The sequence below is a fragment of the Pedobacter nutrimenti genome, from assembly GCF_032678445.1.
Classification (GTDB): Bacteria; Bacteroidota; Bacteroidia; order Sphingobacteriales; family Sphingobacteriaceae; genus Pedobacter; species Pedobacter nutrimenti_A.
Genome location: NZ_JAVTSQ010000010.1, coordinates 33271 through 55964, shown reverse-complemented (window position 1 = coordinate 55964; position 22694 = coordinate 33271). Strand labels below are relative to the sequence as shown.

Below are 22694 nucleotides of genomic sequence, written 5' to 3'. Positions count from 1 at the left end.
ATATGTGAGTGTTAAATTACTATTCTTCAGTCCGATCTGGAAATGGAATAGATTGGTAATGTTTAAGTGTTTTAGAAGGCGGCTTCAATCCGCTTGGTATGGCCCCTTTGGAGAAACTCTGAAAATACAATACCGAACCGTCACGCCACCAGGCAGCTTCCCTCTCTTGTTCTGCCAAAAGTTGTTTAATCTGTCCAAAGCGCTCCTGATCAATTTTTCCGGATAGCTGGTCCCATGTCCGCTGCATCTTTTGTACAGAATCTACACCAGAATAGTATTCATGTACCAGCTCCTCCCAAAGTATCCTCCCTGATGGCATTTTATAATTCCAGGGTACATGATGAAACCAAAGCAAAAAATCAGATGGACAAGTTTTAAGGTCATTGAACCTCTGTGCAACGGATGGAAAATATTGACTAACAGCATTACTCCCCATACTTGTTCTGTCTACGCCGATTCCAATGGCATCAGCCTGGTGATAGTCGTGGGCATTCCATCCTGGTATTTTATCCCATGGCCCGGGTCCATAATGGGTTCCCAGGTTCATAATATGATTTAAACCTAAAGGCATCATATACTTCACCGTATTCTGCCTGGAGTTGAGCATATATTGCAAGGTCGGGGCAATAAATGACCGGTCCAAGGTAAATGTCATTTTTAACCAGTCTATTGCAATACTGGCAGAACTCTGGTCAGAATTCCATGCCAGACGTCCAAAAGCATACCAGTTGGCCTGTGCAAAAGGGTGCCCGGTCCAGTTCAGGTCGCTACCTATATTTGCTACACCTGCAATTCCCGACAATTGATGTTGCTCTTGCGTACCTTCTACAATTTTAGCTACAGTGGTACCTTTGCCCGCAGCATAAGTATCTGAAGTAAGTGTCTCTTTGAATAATGGTGCAAGATAAACCAGGTGCGTTGCAAAACCAAGGTATTCCTGAGTAATCTGGAACTCCATCATGAGCTGTGTTTTTGGCATAGCACCAAACAACGGGTGAAAAGGTTCACGAGGTTGGAAATCAATCGGGCCATTTTTTGGCTGCAGAAGTACATTCTTTTTGAACATCCCATCCAGTTTTTTAAATTCAGTATACGCTTGTTTAGACCTGTCCTCACCTTTTATGTTCTCATAAACAAAGGCACGCCACATCACAACCCCCCCATGAGGTGCCAGGGCATCAGCAAGTAAATTTGCCCCGTCTGCATGTGTTCTTTTATAATCTTGCGGACCAGGCTGGCCTTCTGAATTGGCTTTCACAAGGAACCCTCCAAAATCAGGAATATACTGGTAAATCTCGTCTGCTTTGTCTCTCCACCACTTGATCACTGCTGCATCCAGAGGATCTGCTGTTTTAAGACCACCTATTTCAATTGGAGCACTAAACCTCGCTGTAAGATAAACCTTGATTCCGTAGGGTCTGAATACATCAGCCAGTGCCGCTGCTTTTATCAGATATTCTCTGGTTAGGCTTTTGGCACTTGCATTCACATTATTCAACACAGTCCCATTAATTCCTATAGACGCATTTGCACGCGCATAATCCGTATAACGCTGGTCAAGGTAGCCAGGCAAACGTTGCCAATCCCAAATGGTATAGCCTGCATAACCTCTCTCAATCGTACCATTCAGATTGTCCCAGTGGTTAAGTACCCGCAGTTTAATCTTAGGTTGCTCCCTGAGCTTAAGATTACGGATGTCTTGCTGCGTCTGCATGAGCCTTAAAAAATGATAAACTCCGTAAAGCACGCCCACATCCGTATTTCCGGAAATACGGATGCAATTTTTGTTATGGATCTGTATAGATGTAATTTTATAGCCTTCGGTTCCAACGTCCATTGCAGACTCCGTTCCTATAACCAGGCTTCCACCTTTAGTTACTGAAGATTCCCTTTTCAGGTTTAGTCCAAGCATGCCATGGATGCCAATATTTAACTCCTGATAAGCTGCCTTTAAAGTAGCGGAGTTGTTAAGTACGACCAGGTGCTTCAATTCAGACAGGTATCTCTGTTTTATAACGGGGTTCTCGATGAATTTATACCTGAGCCACAGATCGTAGCCGCTCTCTGCATAACTGCAAAAGCAAAAGGAAATAAAAAATAAGGAGAATAAGTATTTCTTCATATTCATTCAATTAAAGCAACAGCACTCCATAAGACCGGAGCCTGTCCATGCATATCACCTGTGATTCTTTTTCTGTTTAAGTAGTAATCTCTGCTGTTTTCCTTATTTGTTCCCTGGCAAACCTCTTTAACATCGCCGTTCGCATCAATGTAGGATGTTAAGGCAATCCAGGCTTTCCTGGCTATAGGCCCATAGATTTTTCCATCCAGCCAACCACGTTTTACTCCTGTGATCAATGCATAGGTAAACATTCCGCTACCAGAAGTTTCCGGCCATGCCTCTTTATCGTCAATCAGTTGCCGCCACATTCCATCGCCGGTTTGATACTTTTTCAGACTGTTCATCATTTTCTGATAGGCCAAAAGTATCGTCCTGTAATCCGGATTATTTTCAGGTAATGACTTTAGTAATTCCGTCATTCCAGCAGCCATCCAGCCATTTCCCCTTCCCCAAAAAAAAGGTACATCAGGTGCATGGTAAAACAAACCATTTGGACGTTGCAGTTGCCGGAGATAAACCACCATTTCATGCGCCGCCCGGTTAATGTATTTCACATCTCCTGTGGAACGGTAGGCTTGTGCCTGCAGATTGGTGATCATATACATGTCATCAATCCACATCCTAGTTTGCCAGCTAAGGCCACTGTCCAACAAGTTTTGATAGGTTTGTTTAGGATTCTGTGGCATTGTCCATTGCTGGTCCGCAAACCATCTGCCCATATCCATATATACCGGATTTTTAAATTGCATATACAGTTCCAAAGGGATAGAACCGAAGATGGAAGGATCAACATGGTCGGGACGCGGTTGAAGATTCTTCTTTTCATAGAGAAGTGGTCTGAACCTCAGATCCAGCAGCTGGCTCAATTTAGTTTCCTTTGCAACACCTGTAAATTTCAAGGCTCCATACCAGGTGCAAACTTCAGAATATGTGATAGCACCGGGCGGTGTTGATAATCCAAAATTGCTAAACTGGCTCTCCAGGTAATGATTTGTTAAGACCATTCCAACCTTACGGGGATCACTATGCTCTGGCATGTCCCTGAAAAAATCTTTCTGCGCCCTGGCAACATAAGCCATACCACAAAAAATGAAAGTCAAAATGATTGTATATTGTAGTTTAAACATGTCTGATAATTATATTTTACCGGTTATTGCTTAAGGTGAAATGCTGATGTTTTCTGCAAATGAAATGTCTGTGATGTTCATCTCTTTAAGACTTGAAGCTGAATTCGGGTTGCCAGGCATCCTGATGTGCTCAAAATGTATATCCCTGAATTGATGAGCTGAGTTGAGTCCTTTAAGCTTTCCAGGAGACTGACCTGCATCCCTGATGTTAACATTTTTGACCTGAACGCCCGAAACAGGGCCACTTCCCTTATGGTCTCCATTTTGCATAAAGAAAACTGCCCAGGTACGGTGATCGTCGTTCTGGTAACTTAAATGCTCTACATCTATATCATCAAAGATAACATTGTTCACCCCTGCCGTGCCCCATTTATGATGGATACCTATCGCAACGGCAGCATCATAGACTACGCAGTTCTTAAAAGTAATGTTACTTTGGTCCTGCATCACACCCTGGCCAATTTTATAAGCATAACAATAGGTCCAGGACAACAGATTGTCAAATGTAATATTGGTTTGAGGCTTAGCCGTACCTGGCCAATTACGGCACAGATCTGTATTTTGGGTCCAGGTCTTAGTAGAAAATGGATCGTCCAAGGCAATGCCTATGGCATGTTCTACCTTCACATGATCAGATTCCATGACGTCAATACCATCGTTCTCACCCATATCAAAACGGTTAAAAAGCTTGAAATTCCTAAAAACAAGATTTTTAGATCTTGTTGGAATAATGGCCCAGGATCCCGAATCCCTGATCAGCAGACCGTCCAGAACAACATTTTCTGAATGCATAACAGCGAGAATATTACTTCCGATATTCAGATGCTCGGTAGCATATTTCCCATTACCATCCAGGGTGCCTCGTCCGTATATTTTAACATCATGCGTACCACTGCCTGTATAGATCCACCAGGTGAGATCTCGTTTCTGAGAAGCCTTATAAGCATTTACCGTAAAATCTTCCTTTTTTCCACTAAATAACAAAACCGCACCACCTTCAAGGTATAAAGAAGTATTACTTTTCAATTGCAGGTTTCCAATAGGATAAACTCCGGCCGGAACATATACAGTTCCCTTTCCACCCGGTGCCTTTGAAGCATCATCTATTGCCTTCTGGATTTCTTTCGTAGCCAGCCCTTCCTGATTTGGTTTAACACCATAAGGTTTGCTGGTAATATTAAAGATTGTTTTTCCTGACGAAGCTGGTCGATCTTTCTCAACAGCATCAGCTGCAATAACCAACTCCCTTAAATTGTTAATTTTAACGATCAAATAATCTCCTTCTTTCAAGTAAAACTTCAGTTGATTTCCAGATAGAATACCTTTGATTTCCTTTTTTTCAGGGCTAATGCGATAACTGATCACTACCTGCCCTGGTTCTAAGGCCACCAAGGCTTCTGCCTTCCCAGCCGACAGAGAAAAATGAGCATAATCATATTTACTGTTATAGTTTACTACAGGTATTTTTTTGCCATTGACCTCCAATGTAAAAAAACTGGAGGCATGGTAAATGCCAGGCATGGGATAACTATAAATTTCAGCTGTACCCGGAGGTGCAGCTGAAATTTGAAAGGGCGTCAGGAAGAGTAAAAAGCTCAATAATTCTAAAATTTTCATACTTTCTAAACTTGATTACCAACCTAAGTTCTGTGGATATGGAGCACCGGCGGTTACTGCATTGATTTGGGACAACGGAATTGGCCTTAACACATGGAAATCCTTAATATTGTTTTTAGCCTCAAAATCATCATATTTTCGTACCCTTTCCAATAGTTTTCCTGTTCTCACTAAATCAAACCATCTCACGTTCTCTGCAAACAATTCCCTTGATCTTTCGTCGAGTATAAAATCAATGTTGATGTCTGATGCAGAGATCTGCATTTGTGCCTGTTTTCCAGCGGCCGACGCCCTTGTTCTTAAGGTATTGACATAACCGGCCGCCGCTTCATTTTGACCAAGTTTAAAGGCTGCTTCTGCCGCCACCAGATAGGTCTCTGCAAGTCTGAAAACCATAATCGGACGGTGCGAATTTTCGTTTACAGTGAGACGGTTAGGATCCAGATATTTCGTCATTGTTGGAAATATACGGCTGTCGCTGTAGTTCTCCGGGGTAAATACATAGAACTTTTTCTTCTTGATTTCTTCTATCGTCATATTGTAACCAGGCATAAACAAAGCTGTATCACCAGTTTTAACTACAGGGTTAGGTAAAGTATATGAAACACCGTTTACTTTAACTACATAGGTCCCCGTCCCGTTTGGGTTTATTGGCTTAGAAGCTTTCCAGACAGACTGGAAGGTCTTATAATAACGTACGTCATTTACTTTATCGGCAAAGGCAGTTTCATAAACCCATTTGGTTGCTCTGAACCAGGCATAAGAACGGCCGTCATTCAGGTTACGTTCACCTAAATAAGCATCATATGGACACACATATAGGTGGTTCCAGGTATGGCTACCGCCGTAGGTGAGATCACGGGAATATTGTACATTAAATAGCACTTCTTTATTGTTCTCATTGGTCGGTTTAAAAACATCCCCGAAATCAGGAAGCAGTCCTAGGTTTAGAGCAGAAGACTGGTCTATTAAACCCTTAGCCATATCCAGTGCATCCTGAAAATCCGTTGCAACAGCCGCACTGGAATATCCCCTGGTCAAATAAACTTTAGCCAAAAGATGTTTTGCCGCGGCTACGGAGGCCCTACCCTGCTGTAATGCATTAAGCTGCGGGCTCGGCGAAAGGTCGGTGATACAAGATTTTAAATCTGAAATGATAAAGTTGTATACATCAGCTTTGCTGTTACGAACTGCTGCACTGGTTGGGCCGCTGGAATAGTTTTTATTGAGTGTTACATCACCAAACAACTGAACCAACGTAAAATAATAGAAAGAGCGCAGGAACTTTGCTTCTGCAATCTTTTGCTTTTTTGCCGCCTCAGTTATTCCGGTAAGATTGGCACCAAAGTCTACCAATCCATTACAGGTATTGATCCACTGATAGCAATTGTTCCAAATAGAATTGGAGAATTCATTGGCAGAATTAAAAGATACGTTGTAATTGGCCACATTAGTGGTCCTGTTACCATTGGCAATCCTCAGTTCATCTGTACCAATGTTGGTAAAAGCTTCTAACCCTTCTTCTGGACCATATAAACCTCTTAATCCTCCATACGCAGCATTTAAGCCACTCTCAATACCCTGCGGGGTAGAGAAAAAATCTTCTGTTAATTTGGAGTGATTTTCTTCTATAAGTTCTTTTTTACAACCTGCATAAACCAAAATAACGATGATTGCGGCTATACTATATATTATCTTTTTCATGATCTATCTGTATTAAAATGAAACATTGATTCCGAATAACACGGAATACAAGGATGGGGTAATCTCATCGATGGCATTATTTGTTTCCGGATCCAGGCCATGTGCATCTTTCTTATAGGGAGAAAAGAATGTAAAAGGGTTAGATGCCGTGGCATATATCCTGGCCGATCTCGCACCAATCTTCTTTAACACATCCGGTTGGAGCGTATACCCAAGGGTAATGGTTCTGATTTTTAGATAGGAAGCGTCAAACAAGTCTAATGTAGACCGGTATGCCGGGGTTTGCAGAGATGAATTGGGCTTAGGCCAATAGTTAACCACGTTGTCTGGCGTCCAATAGTCTACATTAAGATTATTATAACCACCTTGCAAGGTATTTGACCAGCCCCCATGAATTCCTGATTTTAATTTTCCTCCTGATTTGAAATAGGTTACAAAAGAAAAATCAAAATTTTTGTAGGCAAATCTGTTGGTTACTCCCCCTTCAAAATTAGGTTGTCTGGCACCTAAGATCACCCTGTCATCTGCCGTTATTTTTCCGTCGCCATTCGTATCCGCTACTTTGACAGTACCCACCAGTGAATTGGTGCCTTTTAAATAAGCATCTGCACTACCCACCAGACCATATTTTAAAGCCAAGCCAATATCTTCGGGTGTATTTTGCCATAAACCAACACGCTGATAATCAAAGAAAACTCCATTTGGAGAGCCTACAAACCACGAGTTGGCCAGATCTTTAGTAACCCCTGAAGCTAAAGAAGTGATTTTGTTCCTGTTAAAGAAAACATTCACATCCGTTGTCCAGCTGAACTGTTGATGTCCATCACCTTCAAAATTAACCGTACTAAGGTTAAACTCCATCCCGTTGTTTTGGGTATTGCCTATATTGTTCCGGATTTGTCTGTAACCTGAGGTTCTTGGAAGGCTTTGATAAAGAAGGATGTCACTTGTTTTCTGCTGATAATATTCTATCGATCCAGTAATACGGTTTTTAAACAAGCCATAATCCAGTCCGAAGTTTAGCGTGCTGGTATATTCCCAGCCCAGGCTTGGATTTGCCGGATGATCAGCATCGGGATAGGTACCCTGAACATTCGTGCCTCCATAATTGTAATAGATATTGGTTAGCCAGCCCATAGTTTCATACGCCCCAATGGCCTGATTTCCTACCCTTCCATAGCTCGCCCTGAGTTTAAGTGCAGAAACAGACTTGCTATTTTCCAAAAAGCTTTCACGGCCCAGGTTCCATGCCACAGCTGCCGAAGGAAAGGAATGCCATTTATTTCCGGCAGCAAGTCTGGAAGACCCATCCGAACGCATGGTCACGGTTAACAAATACTTATCTTTATAAGTATAATTCAAACGCCCCATATAAGAAAGAATGGCATTCTTGGTAAAATCACCGCTACTGGTGATGCTGGAAGCATATTTTGGATTATAGTATTGAAGATAATCTGCTGGTATGTCCCGGTAGCTCACGTCGCTCACTTCAGAACGGTTTTTCTGTAAACTATATAAACCAGTAAAATTAATCACATGATCTTCCGCTATAGTTTTATCATAGGTCAAAATATTTTCAATGGTATAATTGTAGCCTGTGTAATGTCTGTTGTAACCATAGTTTTGGGTTCCCAGCTGTTTAGTGGTATTGCTGGCATAAAATTTACCCTGTGTTTCCGGGCTGATCTCTATTCCAGTATTTAATTTGTATTTAAAACCATGTGTAAAGTCAACATCAATATAGGCCGTAGTAAATGTACTCAAGCGTTTCACATCGTCTGCCAATGCACCAGGCACAAAATCAGATAGCGGGTTCCAGACGTTTTGATTACTTCCCGGCAAATAAGTGGAAAGCGTACCATTATCCAGATAAGGTTTAGAGAAAGGGCTGGCCTGTAAGAACTGGCTCACCGGATTTAGATTCGAGCCTTTTGTAAGATTATAACTGTTCAGTGAACTCAAACCAACCTTAACAAAGCGCCCAAGTTTATGGTCAATACTGAGTTTTGCCGTATAGCGGTTCATGCTTTGGCCAGGATAGATCCCTCCTGCACTATAATAGCCCAGAGAAACATCATACTGGGTAAGATCTGTTCCTCCGGAAACTCCAACTTGATGATTGGTCAGTAAGGCAGTCTTATACAATAAATCCTGCCAGTTGGTATTTGTTCCCGCTTTGTAAAGGGCATATTCCGTTTTATCTGAAAAAACCGTTTTATTGGCATCATCAGAAACTAACGCGGGATCATCAATTCCGGTATAGGAACCTGGAGCAGAACCATTGATCTTTGCCCATTTCCTCATTTGTAGAAACTGATTGGCATCCATCACATCGTACTGTCCTAATGATTGGTTAAAACCTACATAACCACTGTAATTAATAACAGGTTTTCCATTCTTACCCCTTCTTGTATTGATCAGTACAACCCCGTTAGCTCCTCTCGAACCATAAATTGCAGTAGAAGAAGCATCCTTTAAAATAGATGCAGAAACGATATCGTCCTGACTGATGTCGTTCAGATTACCATTAAAAGGTATCCCGTCCAAAATAATAAGAGGATCATTTCCCGCGCCCAAGGATCTTTCACCTCTGATCCGTATGGTTGGTGCAGCACCGGGCTGGCTATTTCCTCCACTTTTTTGAATAGACAGACCTGGCGCGCTGCCTTGCAAAGCTGTAGCAATATTCCCCGCAGGGATTTCCCTGAGCTGTTTTTCACTAATAGAAGAAACAGAACCCGTAACATCAGATTTTTTACGGGTACCGTAACCGACCACTACAACATCAGCCAGTATCTGCTCGCTTTGTTTCAGTGAGATATTGATTGTTGTTCTACCATTAACAGCTACCTCTTCCGAAGTATAACCGACATAAGAAACCACCAGAATGGCATTTTCAGATGTCCGGATTGAAAAATTCCCTTCAGTATTTGTAGTAACTGCCTGTTGACTTCCCTTTACTTTAATGCCTGCACCCGGTATGCCCTGTCCCTTTTCATCAGTTACCTTACCAGATACAACAATAACTTGCTTCTCGGCCAGCTCTGCAGCTGTATAGGGCCGGAGTACAACCACATTCTTGTTAATTGAATAAGTAAAAGGCTGCTCGGCAAAACACTTCTTCAAGACCTCCATAAAAGGCTCGTCTTTAACGTCTAAAGTAATGGCCTTTGCTTTTCCAAGGAGAGCATCGTTAAAATAAAAATTATAATCCGTTTGCTTCTTCAAAGATTCGAGAACCTTTTCTATAGGCATACGGTTCGCATTCAGGGTCACTTTTTGGGCAAAAGTACTTGCCCTGCTTTGAAATATGATGACCAGCAGAAACATACAAATAAATTTCATTCTCAGCAGAAATTTAAAACGCAAGGATCCAGATACACCCCATGCAGTTGTGTTAAATAATTTATACATTTGGTTAGTAAGATTTAATGACTTGTTATATGAAATGGGTTGATAATGCTTGCTATTGGCCAATTGGCCTGAAGATCCGGAGGGCTCAATCTCCGGGTCTTTTTTAGCTTTTATTGATTTGGTAAGATTTTAGTCCATAACGTATATCCTCCTTCCCTGAATCTTGAAATGCACTGTTCCAGTCATTTCCATGGTCTTTAATACTTCTGTTACCTCACCGAACTTTGAGATCGTACCGCTATAGCGGTTATCCAGTTGCTGGCTTTGATAAACAATGTCTACGTCATACCATCTGGATATTTTATTTAAAATAGAGTGGATATCTTCATGAACGAACATGAAGAAGCCATTTTTCCAGGCAATCGCTTCCTCAACAGGTACATTTTTTACAATGATATCTCCCCTTTCCTTTTCCAACACAGATTGTTGTCCTGGATGCAGTAAAGATTCTTGTCCGTTGTAGTGAACGCGTACCGCCCCCTCCAGTAAGGTTGTACTGATTGCACTTTCATTTTCATAAGCCATAACGTTAAAATGAGTACCTAGCACTTCAACTTCCTGAAGCACAGTCTTTACTTTAAATGGATGCTTTCTGTCCTTTGCAACCTCGAAATAAGCTTCACCCGCAAGCTCCACACGTCTTTCGTTACCCGAGAACTCGGATGGAAATTTCAGCGAGGACAATGCATTTAGCCAAACCTGTGTACCGTCGGGCAGCAAAATTTTATACTGCCCCCCCCGGGGTGTACTAAGCGTATTTATAAGAGATCTGCTTACAGCTTTTTGGCCACCGGCAGAATAAACCAGTTGCCCATCTTTAGTTTTGATAATTTGTATACCAGAGCCGTTAATAATTTTTCCCGGCTTTGCATTATCCAACACAATTTGTTTTCCATCAGCCAGTGTCAATAAGGCTTTATCCGTGCCAGGTTTTATAAGGTTTGTCCGTTCCTTGTGAGTAGAAGCTGTTAATTCGGTTTTTGTTGATTTGTTCATCATAAACCAGCCAGTTCCAATGGCAATAAAAAGAACAGCAGCAGCAGAAAAGATGCGATATAGATATTTCACCTTGGGATTTTGGACTTGTCCGGCAAAAATTTCCTTTTTGATATTGGTGCGGATTCGTTCTTTAACCAGGTTACTTTCATCCATATGTTCAGCCAACCATTCTGTTTGCTGATTGGATTGGCGATCATATTCTTCCTGAAGTTCCTTACGCTCCGGCTCACTTATGGACCCGTTTAAATACTTTTGTATAAGAGTGTTCAGCTTATCCTCATTCATTATTTATATCTGGCTTATATAATGGAAGTACCATAAAGAGCAGTTATCCCTTAGTCCAGATGAAAAAAAATGATTAATTAATCGTTTTAGCTATAGGCTAAAGTAAAAACAGAAAACCAGCATCTTTAAGTGATCCCTTTAAGGTTTTTAATGCTTTGGTAAGGTGCGCCTCTACCGTTTTTTCAGAGATGTTCATTTCTCTGGCAATTTCAGGATTATTTAAGCCCTGAACCCTGCTGTAGTTAAACACCATCCGGCATTTCTCCGGTAACTGTTCTACCACGCCTCTGAAATATTCTTCAAGAAACCGCACCTCGATCCGTTCATCGTCAGCAATTAAAATATCTTGCTGATAGTTCTCCATTTCTATTTGCTTACGCCGTTGCTCCCGCTGTTTATACTTATACACTGAAAATTTAACTGCAATAGCAAAGTAGCCAGAAAGGGAGTGAATAGAAATATCCTTCCTTCTCTTCCACACACTAATAAAGACATCCTGAACAATACCTTCAGCAACTTCTTTATTTTTAACATGGCTATAAGCAAGAGACAGGAGTTTCAACCAGTAATGATCGTAAATCTTCGTAAAGGCAGATTCACTTCCCGAAATTAATGCGGAAATGAGTTCTTGTTCCTGCTCGTCCTTCTCTGAAGAAGACATATTATACCTGGTTTAGCTGCATACGAATATATAAAATTATAATACAAGTGTGACCAAACGCACATTAATTTTGTGATCTGAATCCTTGAATAAATAGGATTCAATTAGGGAAATTTGCATAAAAAAATGAAAAATGAAAAGATGGTGAATACCTAATTAAAGATAAAATTGTTGCCGGTTTTACAAATAGCGAAGAAGAGGCAGGTCAATCTACTAATTTGGTTCCCTTTTCGCTAGAGAATATGCTCAAAGATAGAGGAGCTAAATACGTAAAAGGTAAGAATTGGGAACCTTTTGTCGTACAGGATGGCCTTTTGATTACAGGTCAAAATCCCACTTCTGCTGAAGTCGTTGCCAAAAAAAATAATTTCCATACTATCGAAATAAATAGAGCGTTTTCTTCTAACAAAAGTAAATCCGTCGGTTATTGAATTACCTACGGATTTACTCTGTTGACCAAATGAACCATACACCAACGGGAACCACCCGCTGGCATACCAAACTTAATTTTCAATCATAGATCGCATCTGAATGCTTTTCTTCCTAAAAACCATAGGCGCTGATTTCACCAAGAGTCATATACTGGTTATTACCCGCAAGGCCCACAAATTTTAAATACCGGCCCACTGGGGCACTTGGCATCTGAAAAATCTGCTCTCCATTAATTAAGTTATTGAAGTTAAATTCGCCCAGGCTGGTCCAGTTTTGATTGTCTGTACTGAGAAGAAACTGAATCCGTGTAGGCGCCCGGTCATCTCCATTAGGAGTATCAAAAAGTGTTCTCCATACACCAAAACGCGAGATAGTCCTAACTACCCCCATATCAATAGTAACGTAATGAGGATAAGGTGACCCATTAGTATGCCAGCGCGTCGCATCAGTACCGTCAATAACATTTTTAGCGGCATTACTTCCGTCTGAATATTGATCTGAATAACTAATTACGCTCCAATCCTTTTTATCAAAATTGAAGAAGCCACTTTCAGAATACCCAGTATAAAAATTATCAATACTTAATGAATCTGGCTTAAACATTGTCCTAAACTGATAACCCGTTCTGGGCTTAATATCTGTAATTTCAGAGGTGGGTAAATTTGTAGGGAACGATTTAATTTTGACATTCCCGTTAACATCCAAGTATTTAACTTCTGATGCAAATGCACCATTTGAAATATCTGCACTGCCCCAATTGATGATGATCTTACCTTTTGCATCTACCAGAGTAGAATTCACAGGTCGCGTTAGCAACTGTGACTGGTAATTTTCGCCATAAGCCCCACCAACAACCTCTACCGGTATAGAAGAATTGCCTCTTGTATTATAAGTCCTTATCACAAAAGAATAGCTTCTTTCAGCTAAATGATCTATAATTACACCAATCGTATCACCAATAGGTGGAATAGCAACCACTACAGAATCCATAAAATTATTCCAGAATATTTTGGCTTTAACCACGTCAGGATCGGCCCCCCTGAGCCAAGTAACCTTTACCCTGTTCAGCCCTGGATAAACTCTAGGTGAAGTTGCCTTTCCAGCATAGACCAAACCTCCCGGAACCACAAATTCTTTATAAGTATCATCCATTTTTGTACAGGCTGATAAAACAGTGGTTATTATAAACAATAACATCACATTGTACAATATTTTTTTCATCATATTTGTTTTTACACTGAATAACTGGTTTTAATTTATTCGACGATCTGCCCCCATAGAGTGAGCTCCATAATCACTACCTGCCCCGAACTGCTATAGGTTTCCAAAGATTTCAAGCGAAGGTAGCGTACGGGAGGAGGTTGTGTTTCGAAGTTAAAATCTGCACCAAGATTAACAGCATAATTGATATCCTCTGCCGTTTTCTGGCCCAAAGGCAGGCCAGAGGGTTTTAATGTATTAAACGTTCCCAACTTCGTCCATTGCGTCCAGCCCCCATCCGGATCCGGAGAATTAGACCCCCAGAGTTCAAAAGTTTTTAACCCTGATCCGATATAACAGTGAAAATTCTGTTCCATATATTGTTTAAACCTGCTCAATAAGACTTTTTTTCCAAGATCAATCGTAATCCACTGAGGTAAAGACGATGCATTCGACGAAGCATAAAGCCTTTTGTCAGCTAAACCATTCCAGAGGTTTGGTATACTATAACCAGGGTCTGCTATTGCAGTCTGATCCGTTGGGAGAACCAATGGCTTCCAAGTTGACTTTGGAATCTCGATCTCAAACTTAGGCGTGAGCGACTTGACCAAAGTATCCGACTTGTTATTCCATCGGTCTCTGATAAATAAGGCAAATTTTTGTGGTTTTGATTCAAAACCACGTGCTGCAAAATTACCCGAAACAGCTGCAGTATAAAAAGTTGCAACGGTAACCAATTTGCCATTACCCGTTGTATCTCTCATCACTACAATAGCCAGATCTGCCTTATCCGGATTTTTAAATGAAACGTTTACCCCCCCAAAAGTTGCTGTAAAATCTGCAGTTTTAAACACAGACCTTACAGGTGGTGTTTTGGGCGCTACACCCACCAGAATGGGTTCTGAACTTTTTTCATTCTTGCCAATGCTAAACAGCTGAACTGTATGATTTAAGGTATCACCAAAGCCAACCAATCGAAGTGTATCTGTATATCTTGATGATTTAGCCTCTCTAAACACCCCTGGCTGTATTTCATATACTGCTTTTACATAAGCAAGGTTCTGGTCTGCAGGAAGTTTATAGGTCAGTATTGCTCCCCCAGGTGTTGGATCAACCTTCACGCCACTAATTTGAGCAGGTGCAGGTAAATTGGAATCAACAAAATCCAACCTTCCTTCTTTCGAACAGCTGTACCAGAAAAAGGCCAGCAGTAAACCTCCGATAAAATATATTCTTTTCATTTTCTATTTTAAATAAATGATCAATGTTTAAATGATATAACTACCACCCCAGGTTTTGAACCAGATTTCTGTTTGTTGTGATATTGCTTTCGGCTATAGGCCAGAAATAGTCTTTCGTTCCAAAGCTCTGGTTGAAAACTACAGTAGTCCGGTAAAATGCATCAGCTGTAGTTTGCGACAAGTCCCAACCCTTAATAGGACTGTTGAGTTCTTTCACTGATTCCTTCCAGCGGCGTAAGTCCCACAAACGCTGAGATTCAAAGGCCAGTTCAATCAGTCTTTCCTGATGTATAATGGCTCGCATTCCTTCCTGATTTGTATACTTTGAAGGATTAGTAGAGTAATTGGACCAGGATACAGCAACACCATTTAAACCGGCACGTTTTCTAACCAGATCAATATATTTATTAACTTCAGGACCAGGTCCCTGCGCTTCATTTAGCGCTTCTGAATATAAAAGATACAAATCAGACAGGCGAAATAAAGGATATGGATAATCGGTTACAGAGTAATCATTAGAGGAGGTTACCACATTTTGAAAATGGATCAATTTCTTAAGGTAGTATCCCGTTACAGTATTAAAGCCGTACTTCCCTTTTCCATTTTTCTGTTTGAACTTTCCTTCAAGAAAAAACAAATTCATATTGTCTTTGTCATCATAACGTCCCTGTCCGTAGTAAATCCCGCCATCAAAACCGAGATCGGCATAAAATCTGGGTTCCCTGTTAAAATGAAGTCCTGCAGTCACATACCCGTTGTGGATATATAATTTATCACTATTCCCAGCTGTTTTTAAGGCATACCTCCCTGCATAATCCCAGGTTTTATCTTCATTAATAGGTACTCCTTTATCGGTATAAAACATTTCTGCGATTTTTAGAGGAGGTGAAAGCTCCCCTCCGGTAACTACCCCGTCAAGATACCTGGCATCCCACCAAGTGGAGATCAATTTTTGCAAATTGGCAGTATTAGATTGTGTATTAGCCCAAATAATTTCTTTGTTCCACTTTTCAGTAACACTATTTCTAATGCTCAATTGCGTTCTGATGGTATCAGTAAGGTTATATTGCTGAAAAGATGGATTGTAAACATACAGCATCATCCCTTGTGATTCACAGAGATCTATAGCTGTTTTGCAAGCCCTTGCTGCAAGCTCCCATTTGGTTTTGGAATAGGTTAAATTAAAGAGTGCCGTTCCATTCGAATTTTTCAAACCCGTCTGATCCATATTGCCGTTGAATAATGGACTCGCAGCGGTAACAAGCACCTTGGCCTTTAAAGCCATGGCAATTGGCCTGGTAATGCGCCCTGCTTCGGTTGAAGGACTAATAATCGTATTGGGAAGTCCTGGACCAGCCTCATCAAGAAGCTGTGCGATGTAATTAAAACAAGAATCCACAGGATCGCGGAATACTTTAACCTCATTTACATTGGCTGATATGGGCAAGTTATTTTTGATTAAAGGAATTGGGCCATACATCCGTACCAAACTAAAATGATAAAATGCTTTAAGAAATTTGACCTCTGCAATCCAACGCTCTCTTTCTGTTTCCTGCATATCAGGTACCTGTCTAATATTCTCCAGGAAAATATTACAGTCTCTGATCCCTTGGTAAAACGGCGTCCAGCGATCTCCCAATGGCCCTACTTTACTTTGAAAACCTTTAGCCATATTCAGATATGCACCACGTTCAGGAATCTCCCAAAGCTCATCACCACCTACCATAGCTGGATCATCACTTAACTGCCCACTTTTAGGCATAAAGGAGTAACAGGTAAATAAAAATTTCATCGCCTGAGAACGCATTGTAAAAGCATTATCAATGGTGGCTACGTTGTCTGGCACAACATCCAGGAATTTTTTACAGGAACTAAACCCAGCTGCAAAGGCTAGAAATAAGGTCCAGAATAGAATATATTTTCTCATAAATATCTGATTTACTTCAATGAAACACTTAAACCAATGTTAAATACCCGCTGGATAGGATAGCCAAGACCATCTCCACCCATTTCCACATCCCACAACTTAAACTTGCTAAAATTGAGCAGGTTGCTAGCGTTCACATAAATCCTAAAACTTGAGGTGCGGAGCCTTTTTTGAATTCTATCTGGAATTCTGTATCCCAGTTCAACCTGCTTCAAACGTAAAAAAGAACCATCACGCATAAACCAGGTACTGGTTTGACTATTGTTACTATTGATGTCTGGGCTTAACCTTGGCCAAAGGGCATAAACATCCCTCGAGTCTTCCGACCAATGGCTATCGGCATAAGCCTTAAGCAATTGGGTTTGATTGTTGAAGGGCGATGTAGCCACCGGGTCTATCCAAAATGATTCGTTAGCCAGGCCCTGAAAAAAAGCAGAAAGATCAAAATTTTTATAGCCAGCAGAGAAACCAAAACCATATACAATTTCCGGTAATCTAGGATTTCCGATTGGTACTTTATCTGCTTCTGTAATCTGTCCGTCACCATTAACATCAGTATATTTGATATCACCACCGCCATAAGGTCCGAAATTCTGTTTAGGGGAGTTCAAAGCTTCTGCATTATCTACAAAAAGACGTTCTGCGATATATCCGTATTCCTGATAAATTGAGTGGCCAATACGGCTGCGGTATTTTTCATCAAATACGGGCTCCTCGTAAACCGTGAATTTACTTTTTGCATAGGTAAAATTTCCCGTCGCAGAAAACCATAAATCCTTATTAATATTCTGTTGATAATCAATGGAAACATCTATTCCCTTGCCCGAAGCTTCACCTACATTTGACCTCACATCGGCAGTTAAACCCATAGTAACAGGAATAGAGGCCCGAGACATGAGAATATTTTTACGCTGCTCAGAATACACATCAGCCGTTAGTTTCAATTTATTGAACAAGCCCAGTTCAAGAGCAAGGTTCGTTTTAGTTGACCTTTCCCAGGTGATATCGTTATTTGCATATCGAGATATATTTACACCGTTTAGTCCAAATGATTCTCCCTGCCCGTTTCCAAAAACAGCGTATCTTCCTCCTGCGTTCATGTTCACATTAGAGAGGTAGAAAAACCGATCCGATGGCGACCCAATAGCATCATTTCCAACAAAACCATACGTTGCCCTTAGCCTGAGGTTATTAACAACCGGTTTAATTTTTTCAAAGAATTTCTCATTAGATATACTCCAGGCCAGCCCCACTGAAGGAAAGAACCCAAAGCGGTTTTTCGCCGCGAATCTTTCTGAACCATTGTAACCAAAGTTATACTCAAGATAATAACGACTGTCGAAGTTATAGGTAGCCCTACCAGACACACCAATGTTTCTGAATGGAAGTGATTGCTGGAGGTCACCAGCATTTGCATTGATATTGTTTTGCAACATATAAACCAGCAAGCCACTAAATCCATGCTTTTTATAGCTGGTACTGTAATTTAACATCGATTCCATATAAAAAGTAGAATTGAGCGTTTTTCCTCCTTCCGAGTAATCCAGGTATTCTGTAGCAGAATTTTCATTTATGTTAGTTATAGAATAGGTGTTAGCAGCTGGATCATATCCTGAAAGTGTATAGAAATAAGGATTGTAGGCTCGTCTTACATCAAAATAAGAGGAGCGATTGGTGTTCATCATGGTCCGAAAAGAGAGACCTTTAGCAAAGAAAGATAAGTCCTGTTTCAGTTCTAATTGTGCCAACATTAAAGACCTTGAAGAATTCATATAACCACGGGTCAGATCGGCATAAGGATTGGTGTATCCCCCGCCCTCATAATTACCATACATGATGTGTTTCACATAAGAATGAGCTGCATCCACAGGATAATACTCGGGAAATAATACTGGATTAGTACGCATCACTTTGCGGTACATTTCTGCTCCCCCGTCTAGTGGACCAGTGTAGTCGTCAAAATTTCCGCTCAACCGAACAATCATCTCTGTTGATTTGGTTAGATTGATAGTTACATTGGAACGAAGCGAATAACTGGTCAGGTCAATATTATTGTTAAAATTATTCCTCCCATCTACCTTTAACATTCCGTTGTCTTTGTTTAAGGAGCCCGAAACAAAATATTTGGCTACTTCACCCCCTCCAGTTACGTTCAGGTTTGCACGCTGATTCATCGTATAATCCTTAAAAACCAGTTTTCTCCAATCGTTGGCCGGATAAATAATTGGATTAATGCCAGCTGCTGTATTTGCTATTTTTTCATCACTATACAATGTGGTCCCCAAAGGATTACGCGTCAGAATAGCTTCATTCGACTGCCTCATATAAGTAATTGGATCTGCAAGTTCAATATCTTTTGCCGAAGTGGAAATTGAATTTTCCAAGCGCAAAGTAATTTCAGCTTTACCTACTTTCCCCTGTTTGGTGGTCACAAGGATCACCCCATTGGCCCCTCGTGCGCCATATAAAGCGGTTGAGGTTGCATCTTTCATGATGGAGAAACTGGCAATATCATCGGGTTGTAAACGCGCAAGGTCTGTAGTCGTCAACTCCATCCCGTCAATCAGGATCAATGGCGAATTCTTATAACCAAAAGTAGTTACCCCGCGAATAAAAAAGTCTGCATTATCTCTCCCTGGTTCTCCACTACGTTGGAAAGCAATTAACCCTGCTACTCGTCCTGCCAAAGCAGTAGTCAAATTACTGGATGGAATTTTAAGCTCTGAGATCTTAACAGAAGTAACTGCACCAACAAGATCCGTTTTCTTTTGAGTTCCAAAAGCAACTACAGCAACTTCATCGAGCGCATTTTTAGGATCTGGCAGAAGCTTAATGTCCAGTACACTTCTCTCTCCAATAACAACCTTATGACTAATATAACCAATAAAGGAAAAAAGGAGTACATCCGTATTTTTATCAATCTTGATGGTATACTTTCCATCCGAATTTGTGATCGTTCCCCTTTCTGTACCCTGTATCTTAATTGTTACTCCAGGCAATACACCTCCTGATTCGTCGAAGACAACACCGGTAATTACCCTTTGCTGTTGTTTTATATCAATACCCTCCGTTTTCCCATTCTCTCTCTCTGCAAACACTGCAGTACTGAAGACCAAGGAAAAGAAGAGCATAAGCATTTTTTTCATACTTTTACTCCTGTTTAAATGTGAATAGACCGCAGTCACAGAATTCCTGGTACCATCCGCGTTTTCTGTACTGCTATAAAATTATCTGCATTTGAATAGATCTTTTTATAGTTCCCCTTACCCAAAATAAGGGGAGCATAAAAAGACATTCTTTCTAGGTAGGTGATTATTTCATATACACCCTCCTTTCAACTTGTTTTTTTGAACATTTTCTGGATTTCGAGAAATAAAAAGAATAGAGTATTCGAGCCATAATTGAGAAGCCTGATTCACTGGCTTTGAGCGATCAAAAGGGTTAAATATTTGGTTGGTTATAACAATAATAAAGCAAACTATTTGCAGTGGCAACCTGCTCTGTCCTGTTCAACTTATAACTTGTACAACAATCACTTAGACAGAAACCACTATCAAATTCTTACAAAGAATAAAGAGATAGCAACTACGTTACTATCTCTTTGAAAAACACCTGATTTTATTAGGTGTATATGATTAAGTTTAGACGGAGCGTTTGTTTACGCACTCTTATACTTAACAAGATATTACAGCTTATTCTTTTCAGCTAGTTTCTCTGCCGCTTCTATACTAAATTTATGATCAACAAGCAATTGCAAAATCTCTTCGTTTAAGTTGTCCGGCGAGGTCATCCAAACCAATGTATTATTTTGAACAATAAAAGTTCTTGGAATGCCAAATGTACCAGATGGCTTAATCCAGTTTTTATGGAAATCGCTTGTCACTTTACCTCCTGAATATCCAATGCGGAAATCCATCATTTTTTCATTTTCGGCAATGAATTCCTTCACTTTATCAAGGTCATCTTCCCACACGTCTTGAGCAATAAAAATAATCTTATTTTTAAATTTGGAGTTCAGTTCACTCAAATGCGGCATGGCTGCAATACAGGGCTTGCACCAAGTAGCCCAAAGCTCAATTAAATAAATCTTATCCTTTTCAAATTTCGTAACAGGCGCTCCCTTAAGCCACTCCACCGTTGGATACTGGTCCACTTTTTCATTCACATCCAAATAGGCAACCTGGGCAGAACTATTAAAGGCACAGAATAAAAGAAAGAGCACTGTTCCAGTCACTTTAGTTATTGTTTTCATGTTTAATTTTTTAGTTTTCATTTTTTCAATATCTGGCAGCCAATTTTAAAGCCTCATAAGCATTCACAATTCCACCACTTATACATACCTCCGTAAACGGCACAATCACGCTAACCTTTTTCTTTTTCACTTGAACATCATGACCAACCTTAACCACAGATTTCATAATGATTTCCTTCACCTGAACGGCGGTTAATTTTGGATAATAAGATCTGATCAGTGCAGCAAGTCCGCTAACCACAGGCGCAGCCATACTTGTGCCATCAAGCGCTTTATAATTTGATCCAGGCATTGTAGAATAAATACCAACACCCGGAGCAAATACATCCACCCTCGTCTTTCCAAAATTAGAAAATGAGGCAACAAGCTTTTCATCATCTTGAGCATTACTTGCGCCAACATTTAACCAAGCCTGTGCAGTGTCCCTGCTATTGGAATAAAATTTATTAGGAAAATAATCACCCTCATTATCTAAATCCAATCCATCATTACCGGCTGCATGGATCAATAAAACATCCTTAGACATCGCATACCGTACCGCCTCATCCACCCGGTCCTTATTTGGAGAGTAACGCTTCCCAAAGCTCATGTTAATAATCCTCGCTCCCTGGTCTACCGCATAGATAATTGCATTCGCCACGTCTTTATCTCTTTCATCTCCATTTGGAATTGCCCTTACATTAATGATTTTAACATGATCAGCTACCCCATCAATCCCGATACCATTATGCCTTACCGCACCAATAATTCCAGAAACATGCGAACCATGACTTGCATCAGGCCCCATCACATCCGTACTCCCATAGGTATTTTCTTTAATATCGCTAATGTGGTCTCCAACCAAATCTCTTGGATCAAAAGACAAATTTAAAGCATAGTCGTACTGCTCTTTCTGGTGTTTTATAACATCACTCAATTGAGTTCTAAAACCTTCCAGGGTAAGCGTAGAATCTTTTTTAAATTCATTCAAAATCATCGCTTTAATAGAGCTTTGAAGTTCTGTTAGTGGAACATAGGACTTTAAATCATGGAGCGTTGGCTTAGATTTTCCAATCTCTTCAAATATCGTATCGTATAAACCGTTTCCTGATGTATTAAAAATTTTGTTTTGCTGGTACCGGTCAGAACCACTTTAATTTCAACCTTATCTGGAGATAATTGGTTCGATTTTACATCATCCGTCTTCCACTTGATTTCTTTAAGACCATTTTTCTCCCAGATTTCATCAGCCCACATATCATCAATACGATGCGGCGCCCTCCATAAGTGAAGTCTTGGGCCGCCATCCTTTGCAGGATATTAACATGGTCTTTATCGAGTTTTGAAAAAGTACCAATTTCCTTGTCAAATTCAATCTTAAAACTATTACCACCTATTGTGATTGTTTTTTCTGCGTCCACATAATTCATCGGTTGCAATTCATCCGGATCCGCAGCAAGAGCTGGTGATTTAACAGGCAATTGTAATTGTTTATTAGCCATTTCAAAACCTTTTTTAGCCCACAACTCATCAGTCGTCGTAGCAAAAGCAACCCTAAGAAAATACTCTGCCCCTGCCTTCGGACGGCCCACATTATAAGGCAGTTTAACATTCGCTTCCTCCCCTGGTTTCAACCTAACTGAGCCAAGCAAACCCGAAGAAATGATATTCCCATTTTCATAAAGTTTCCAATTGCCCTGAAAACCACTAAGATCAATAAACTGATACCCTAAA

At 40.5% G+C, this 22694-nt stretch carries 14 protein-coding genes; all 14 read right to left on the bottom strand.

Annotated elements, in window-relative coordinates:
* Positions 1 to 19: 19 nt before the first annotated feature.
* The 14 genes from R2S08_RS18615 to R2S08_RS18550 all read right to left on the bottom strand — a co-directional run bounded on the left by R2S08_RS18615 (position 20) and on the right by R2S08_RS18550 (position 22678).
* On the bottom strand, positions 20 to 2122 hold the full coding sequence (locus R2S08_RS18615) for an alpha-glucuronidase family glycosyl hydrolase (protein WP_316836539.1): 2103 nt from the start codon (positions 2120 to 2122) through the stop codon (positions 20 to 22).
* A gap of 2 nt (positions 2123 to 2124) precedes the next feature.
* Positions 2125 to 3249 carry a glycoside hydrolase family 105 protein gene (locus tag R2S08_RS18610; protein ID WP_316836538.1) on the bottom strand — a complete coding sequence of 375 codons (1125 nt, stop codon included), beginning with the start codon at positions 3247 to 3249 and terminating at the stop codon, positions 2125 to 2127.
* 30 nt (positions 3250 to 3279) lie between these two features.
* Positions 3280 to 4866, bottom strand: a complete 1587-nt coding sequence (locus R2S08_RS18605; protein WP_316836537.1) for a glycoside hydrolase family 28 protein — start codon at positions 4864 to 4866, stop codon at positions 3280 to 3282.
* A gap of 15 nt (positions 4867 to 4881) precedes the next feature.
* Entirely contained in the window at positions 4882 to 6570 is a 1689-nt protein-coding gene (locus R2S08_RS18600; RefSeq protein WP_316836536.1) for a RagB/SusD family nutrient uptake outer membrane protein, read from the bottom strand.
* Positions 6571 to 6582: 12 nt separating this feature from the next.
* Complete coding sequence (locus R2S08_RS18595) at positions 6583 to 9984, bottom strand: TonB-dependent receptor (RefSeq protein WP_316836535.1); 3402 nt, start codon at positions 9982 to 9984, stop codon at positions 6583 to 6585.
* Between the two features lie 129 nt (positions 9985 to 10113).
* Positions 10114 to 11268 (bottom strand): FecR family protein, encoded by a 1155-nt coding sequence (locus tag R2S08_RS18590; RefSeq protein ID WP_316836534.1) that lies wholly within the window; start codon positions 11266 to 11268, stop codon positions 10114 to 10116.
* 97 nt (positions 11269 to 11365) lie between these two features.
* A complete protein-coding gene (locus tag R2S08_RS18585; protein ID WP_316836533.1) occupies positions 11366 to 11929 on the bottom strand; it encodes an RNA polymerase sigma-70 factor in 564 nt (187 codons plus the stop codon).
* Between the two features lie 543 nt (positions 11930 to 12472).
* Positions 12473 to 13585 carry a DUF4998 domain-containing protein gene (locus tag R2S08_RS18580; RefSeq protein WP_316836532.1) on the bottom strand — a complete coding sequence of 371 codons (1113 nt, stop codon included), beginning with the start codon at positions 13583 to 13585 and terminating at the stop codon, positions 12473 to 12475.
* Positions 13586 to 13617: 32 nt separating this feature from the next.
* Complete coding sequence (locus tag R2S08_RS18575; protein WP_316836531.1) at positions 13618 to 14802, bottom strand: DUF5000 domain-containing lipoprotein; 1185 nt, start codon at positions 14800 to 14802, stop codon at positions 13618 to 13620.
* 40 nt (positions 14803 to 14842) lie between these two features.
* Entirely contained in the window at positions 14843 to 16729 is a 1887-nt protein-coding gene (locus tag R2S08_RS18570; protein WP_316836530.1) for a RagB/SusD family nutrient uptake outer membrane protein, read from the bottom strand.
* An 11-nt stretch (positions 16730 to 16740) separates the two neighbouring features.
* Positions 16741 to 19875 carry a TonB-dependent receptor gene (locus R2S08_RS18565; protein WP_316836529.1) on the bottom strand — a complete coding sequence of 1045 codons (3135 nt, stop codon included), beginning with the start codon at positions 19873 to 19875 and terminating at the stop codon, positions 16741 to 16743.
* Between the two features lie 539 nt (positions 19876 to 20414).
* Positions 20415 to 20981, bottom strand: coding sequence for a TlpA disulfide reductase family protein (locus R2S08_RS18560; RefSeq protein ID WP_316836528.1), 567 nt, complete (start codon positions 20979 to 20981; stop codon positions 20415 to 20417).
* A gap of 25 nt (positions 20982 to 21006) precedes the next feature.
* Complete coding sequence (locus R2S08_RS18555; protein ID WP_316836527.1) at positions 21007 to 21951, bottom strand: S8 family serine peptidase; 945 nt, start codon at positions 21949 to 21951, stop codon at positions 21007 to 21009.
* A gap of 199 nt (positions 21952 to 22150) precedes the next feature.
* The gene (locus tag R2S08_RS18550) at positions 22151 to 22678 is read right to left on the bottom strand and encodes a DUF4981 domain-containing protein (protein ID WP_316836799.1); all 528 of its coding nucleotides are present in this window, start codon (positions 22676 to 22678) and stop codon (positions 22151 to 22153) included.
* Between the last annotated feature and the right edge of the window lie 16 nt (positions 22679 to 22694).

Coding starts and splice junctions, on each gene's coding strand:
- R2S08_RS18615 (WP_316836539.1), bottom strand. CDS start 2,122: ATGAAGAAATACTTATTCTCCTTATTTTTTATTTCCTTTTGCTTTTGC.
- R2S08_RS18590 (WP_316836534.1), bottom strand. CDS start 11,268: ATGAATGAGGATAAGCTGAACACTCTTATACAAAAGTATTTAAACGGG.
- R2S08_RS18560 (WP_316836528.1), bottom strand. CDS start 20,981: ATGAAAACAATAACTAAAGTGACTGGAACAGTGCTCTTTCTTTTATTC.
- R2S08_RS18600 (WP_316836536.1), bottom strand. CDS start 6,570: ATGAAAAAGATAATATATAGTATAGCCGCAATCATCGTTATTTTGGTT.
- R2S08_RS18610 (WP_316836538.1), bottom strand. CDS start 3,249: ATGTTTAAACTACAATATACAATCATTTTGACTTTCATTTTTTGTGGT.
- R2S08_RS18580 (WP_316836532.1), bottom strand. CDS start 13,585: ATGATGAAAAAAATATTGTACAATGTGATGTTATTGTTTATAATAACC.
- R2S08_RS18585 (WP_316836533.1), bottom strand. CDS start 11,929: ATGTCTTCTTCAGAGAAGGACGAGCAGGAACAAGAACTCATTTCCGCA.
- R2S08_RS18595 (WP_316836535.1), bottom strand. CDS start 9,984: ATGTATAAATTATTTAACACAACTGCATGGGGTGTATCTGGATCCTTG.
- R2S08_RS18605 (WP_316836537.1), bottom strand. CDS start 4,866: ATGAAAATTTTAGAATTATTGAGCTTTTTACTCTTCCTGACGCCCTTT.
- R2S08_RS18575 (WP_316836531.1), bottom strand. CDS start 14,802: ATGAAAAGAATATATTTTATCGGAGGTTTACTGCTGGCCTTTTTCTGG.
- R2S08_RS18565 (WP_316836529.1), bottom strand. CDS start 19,875: ATGAAAAAAATGCTTATGCTCTTCTTTTCCTTGGTCTTCAGTACTGCA.
- R2S08_RS18570 (WP_316836530.1), bottom strand. CDS start 16,729: ATGAGAAAATATATTCTATTCTGGACCTTATTTCTAGCCTTTGCAGCT.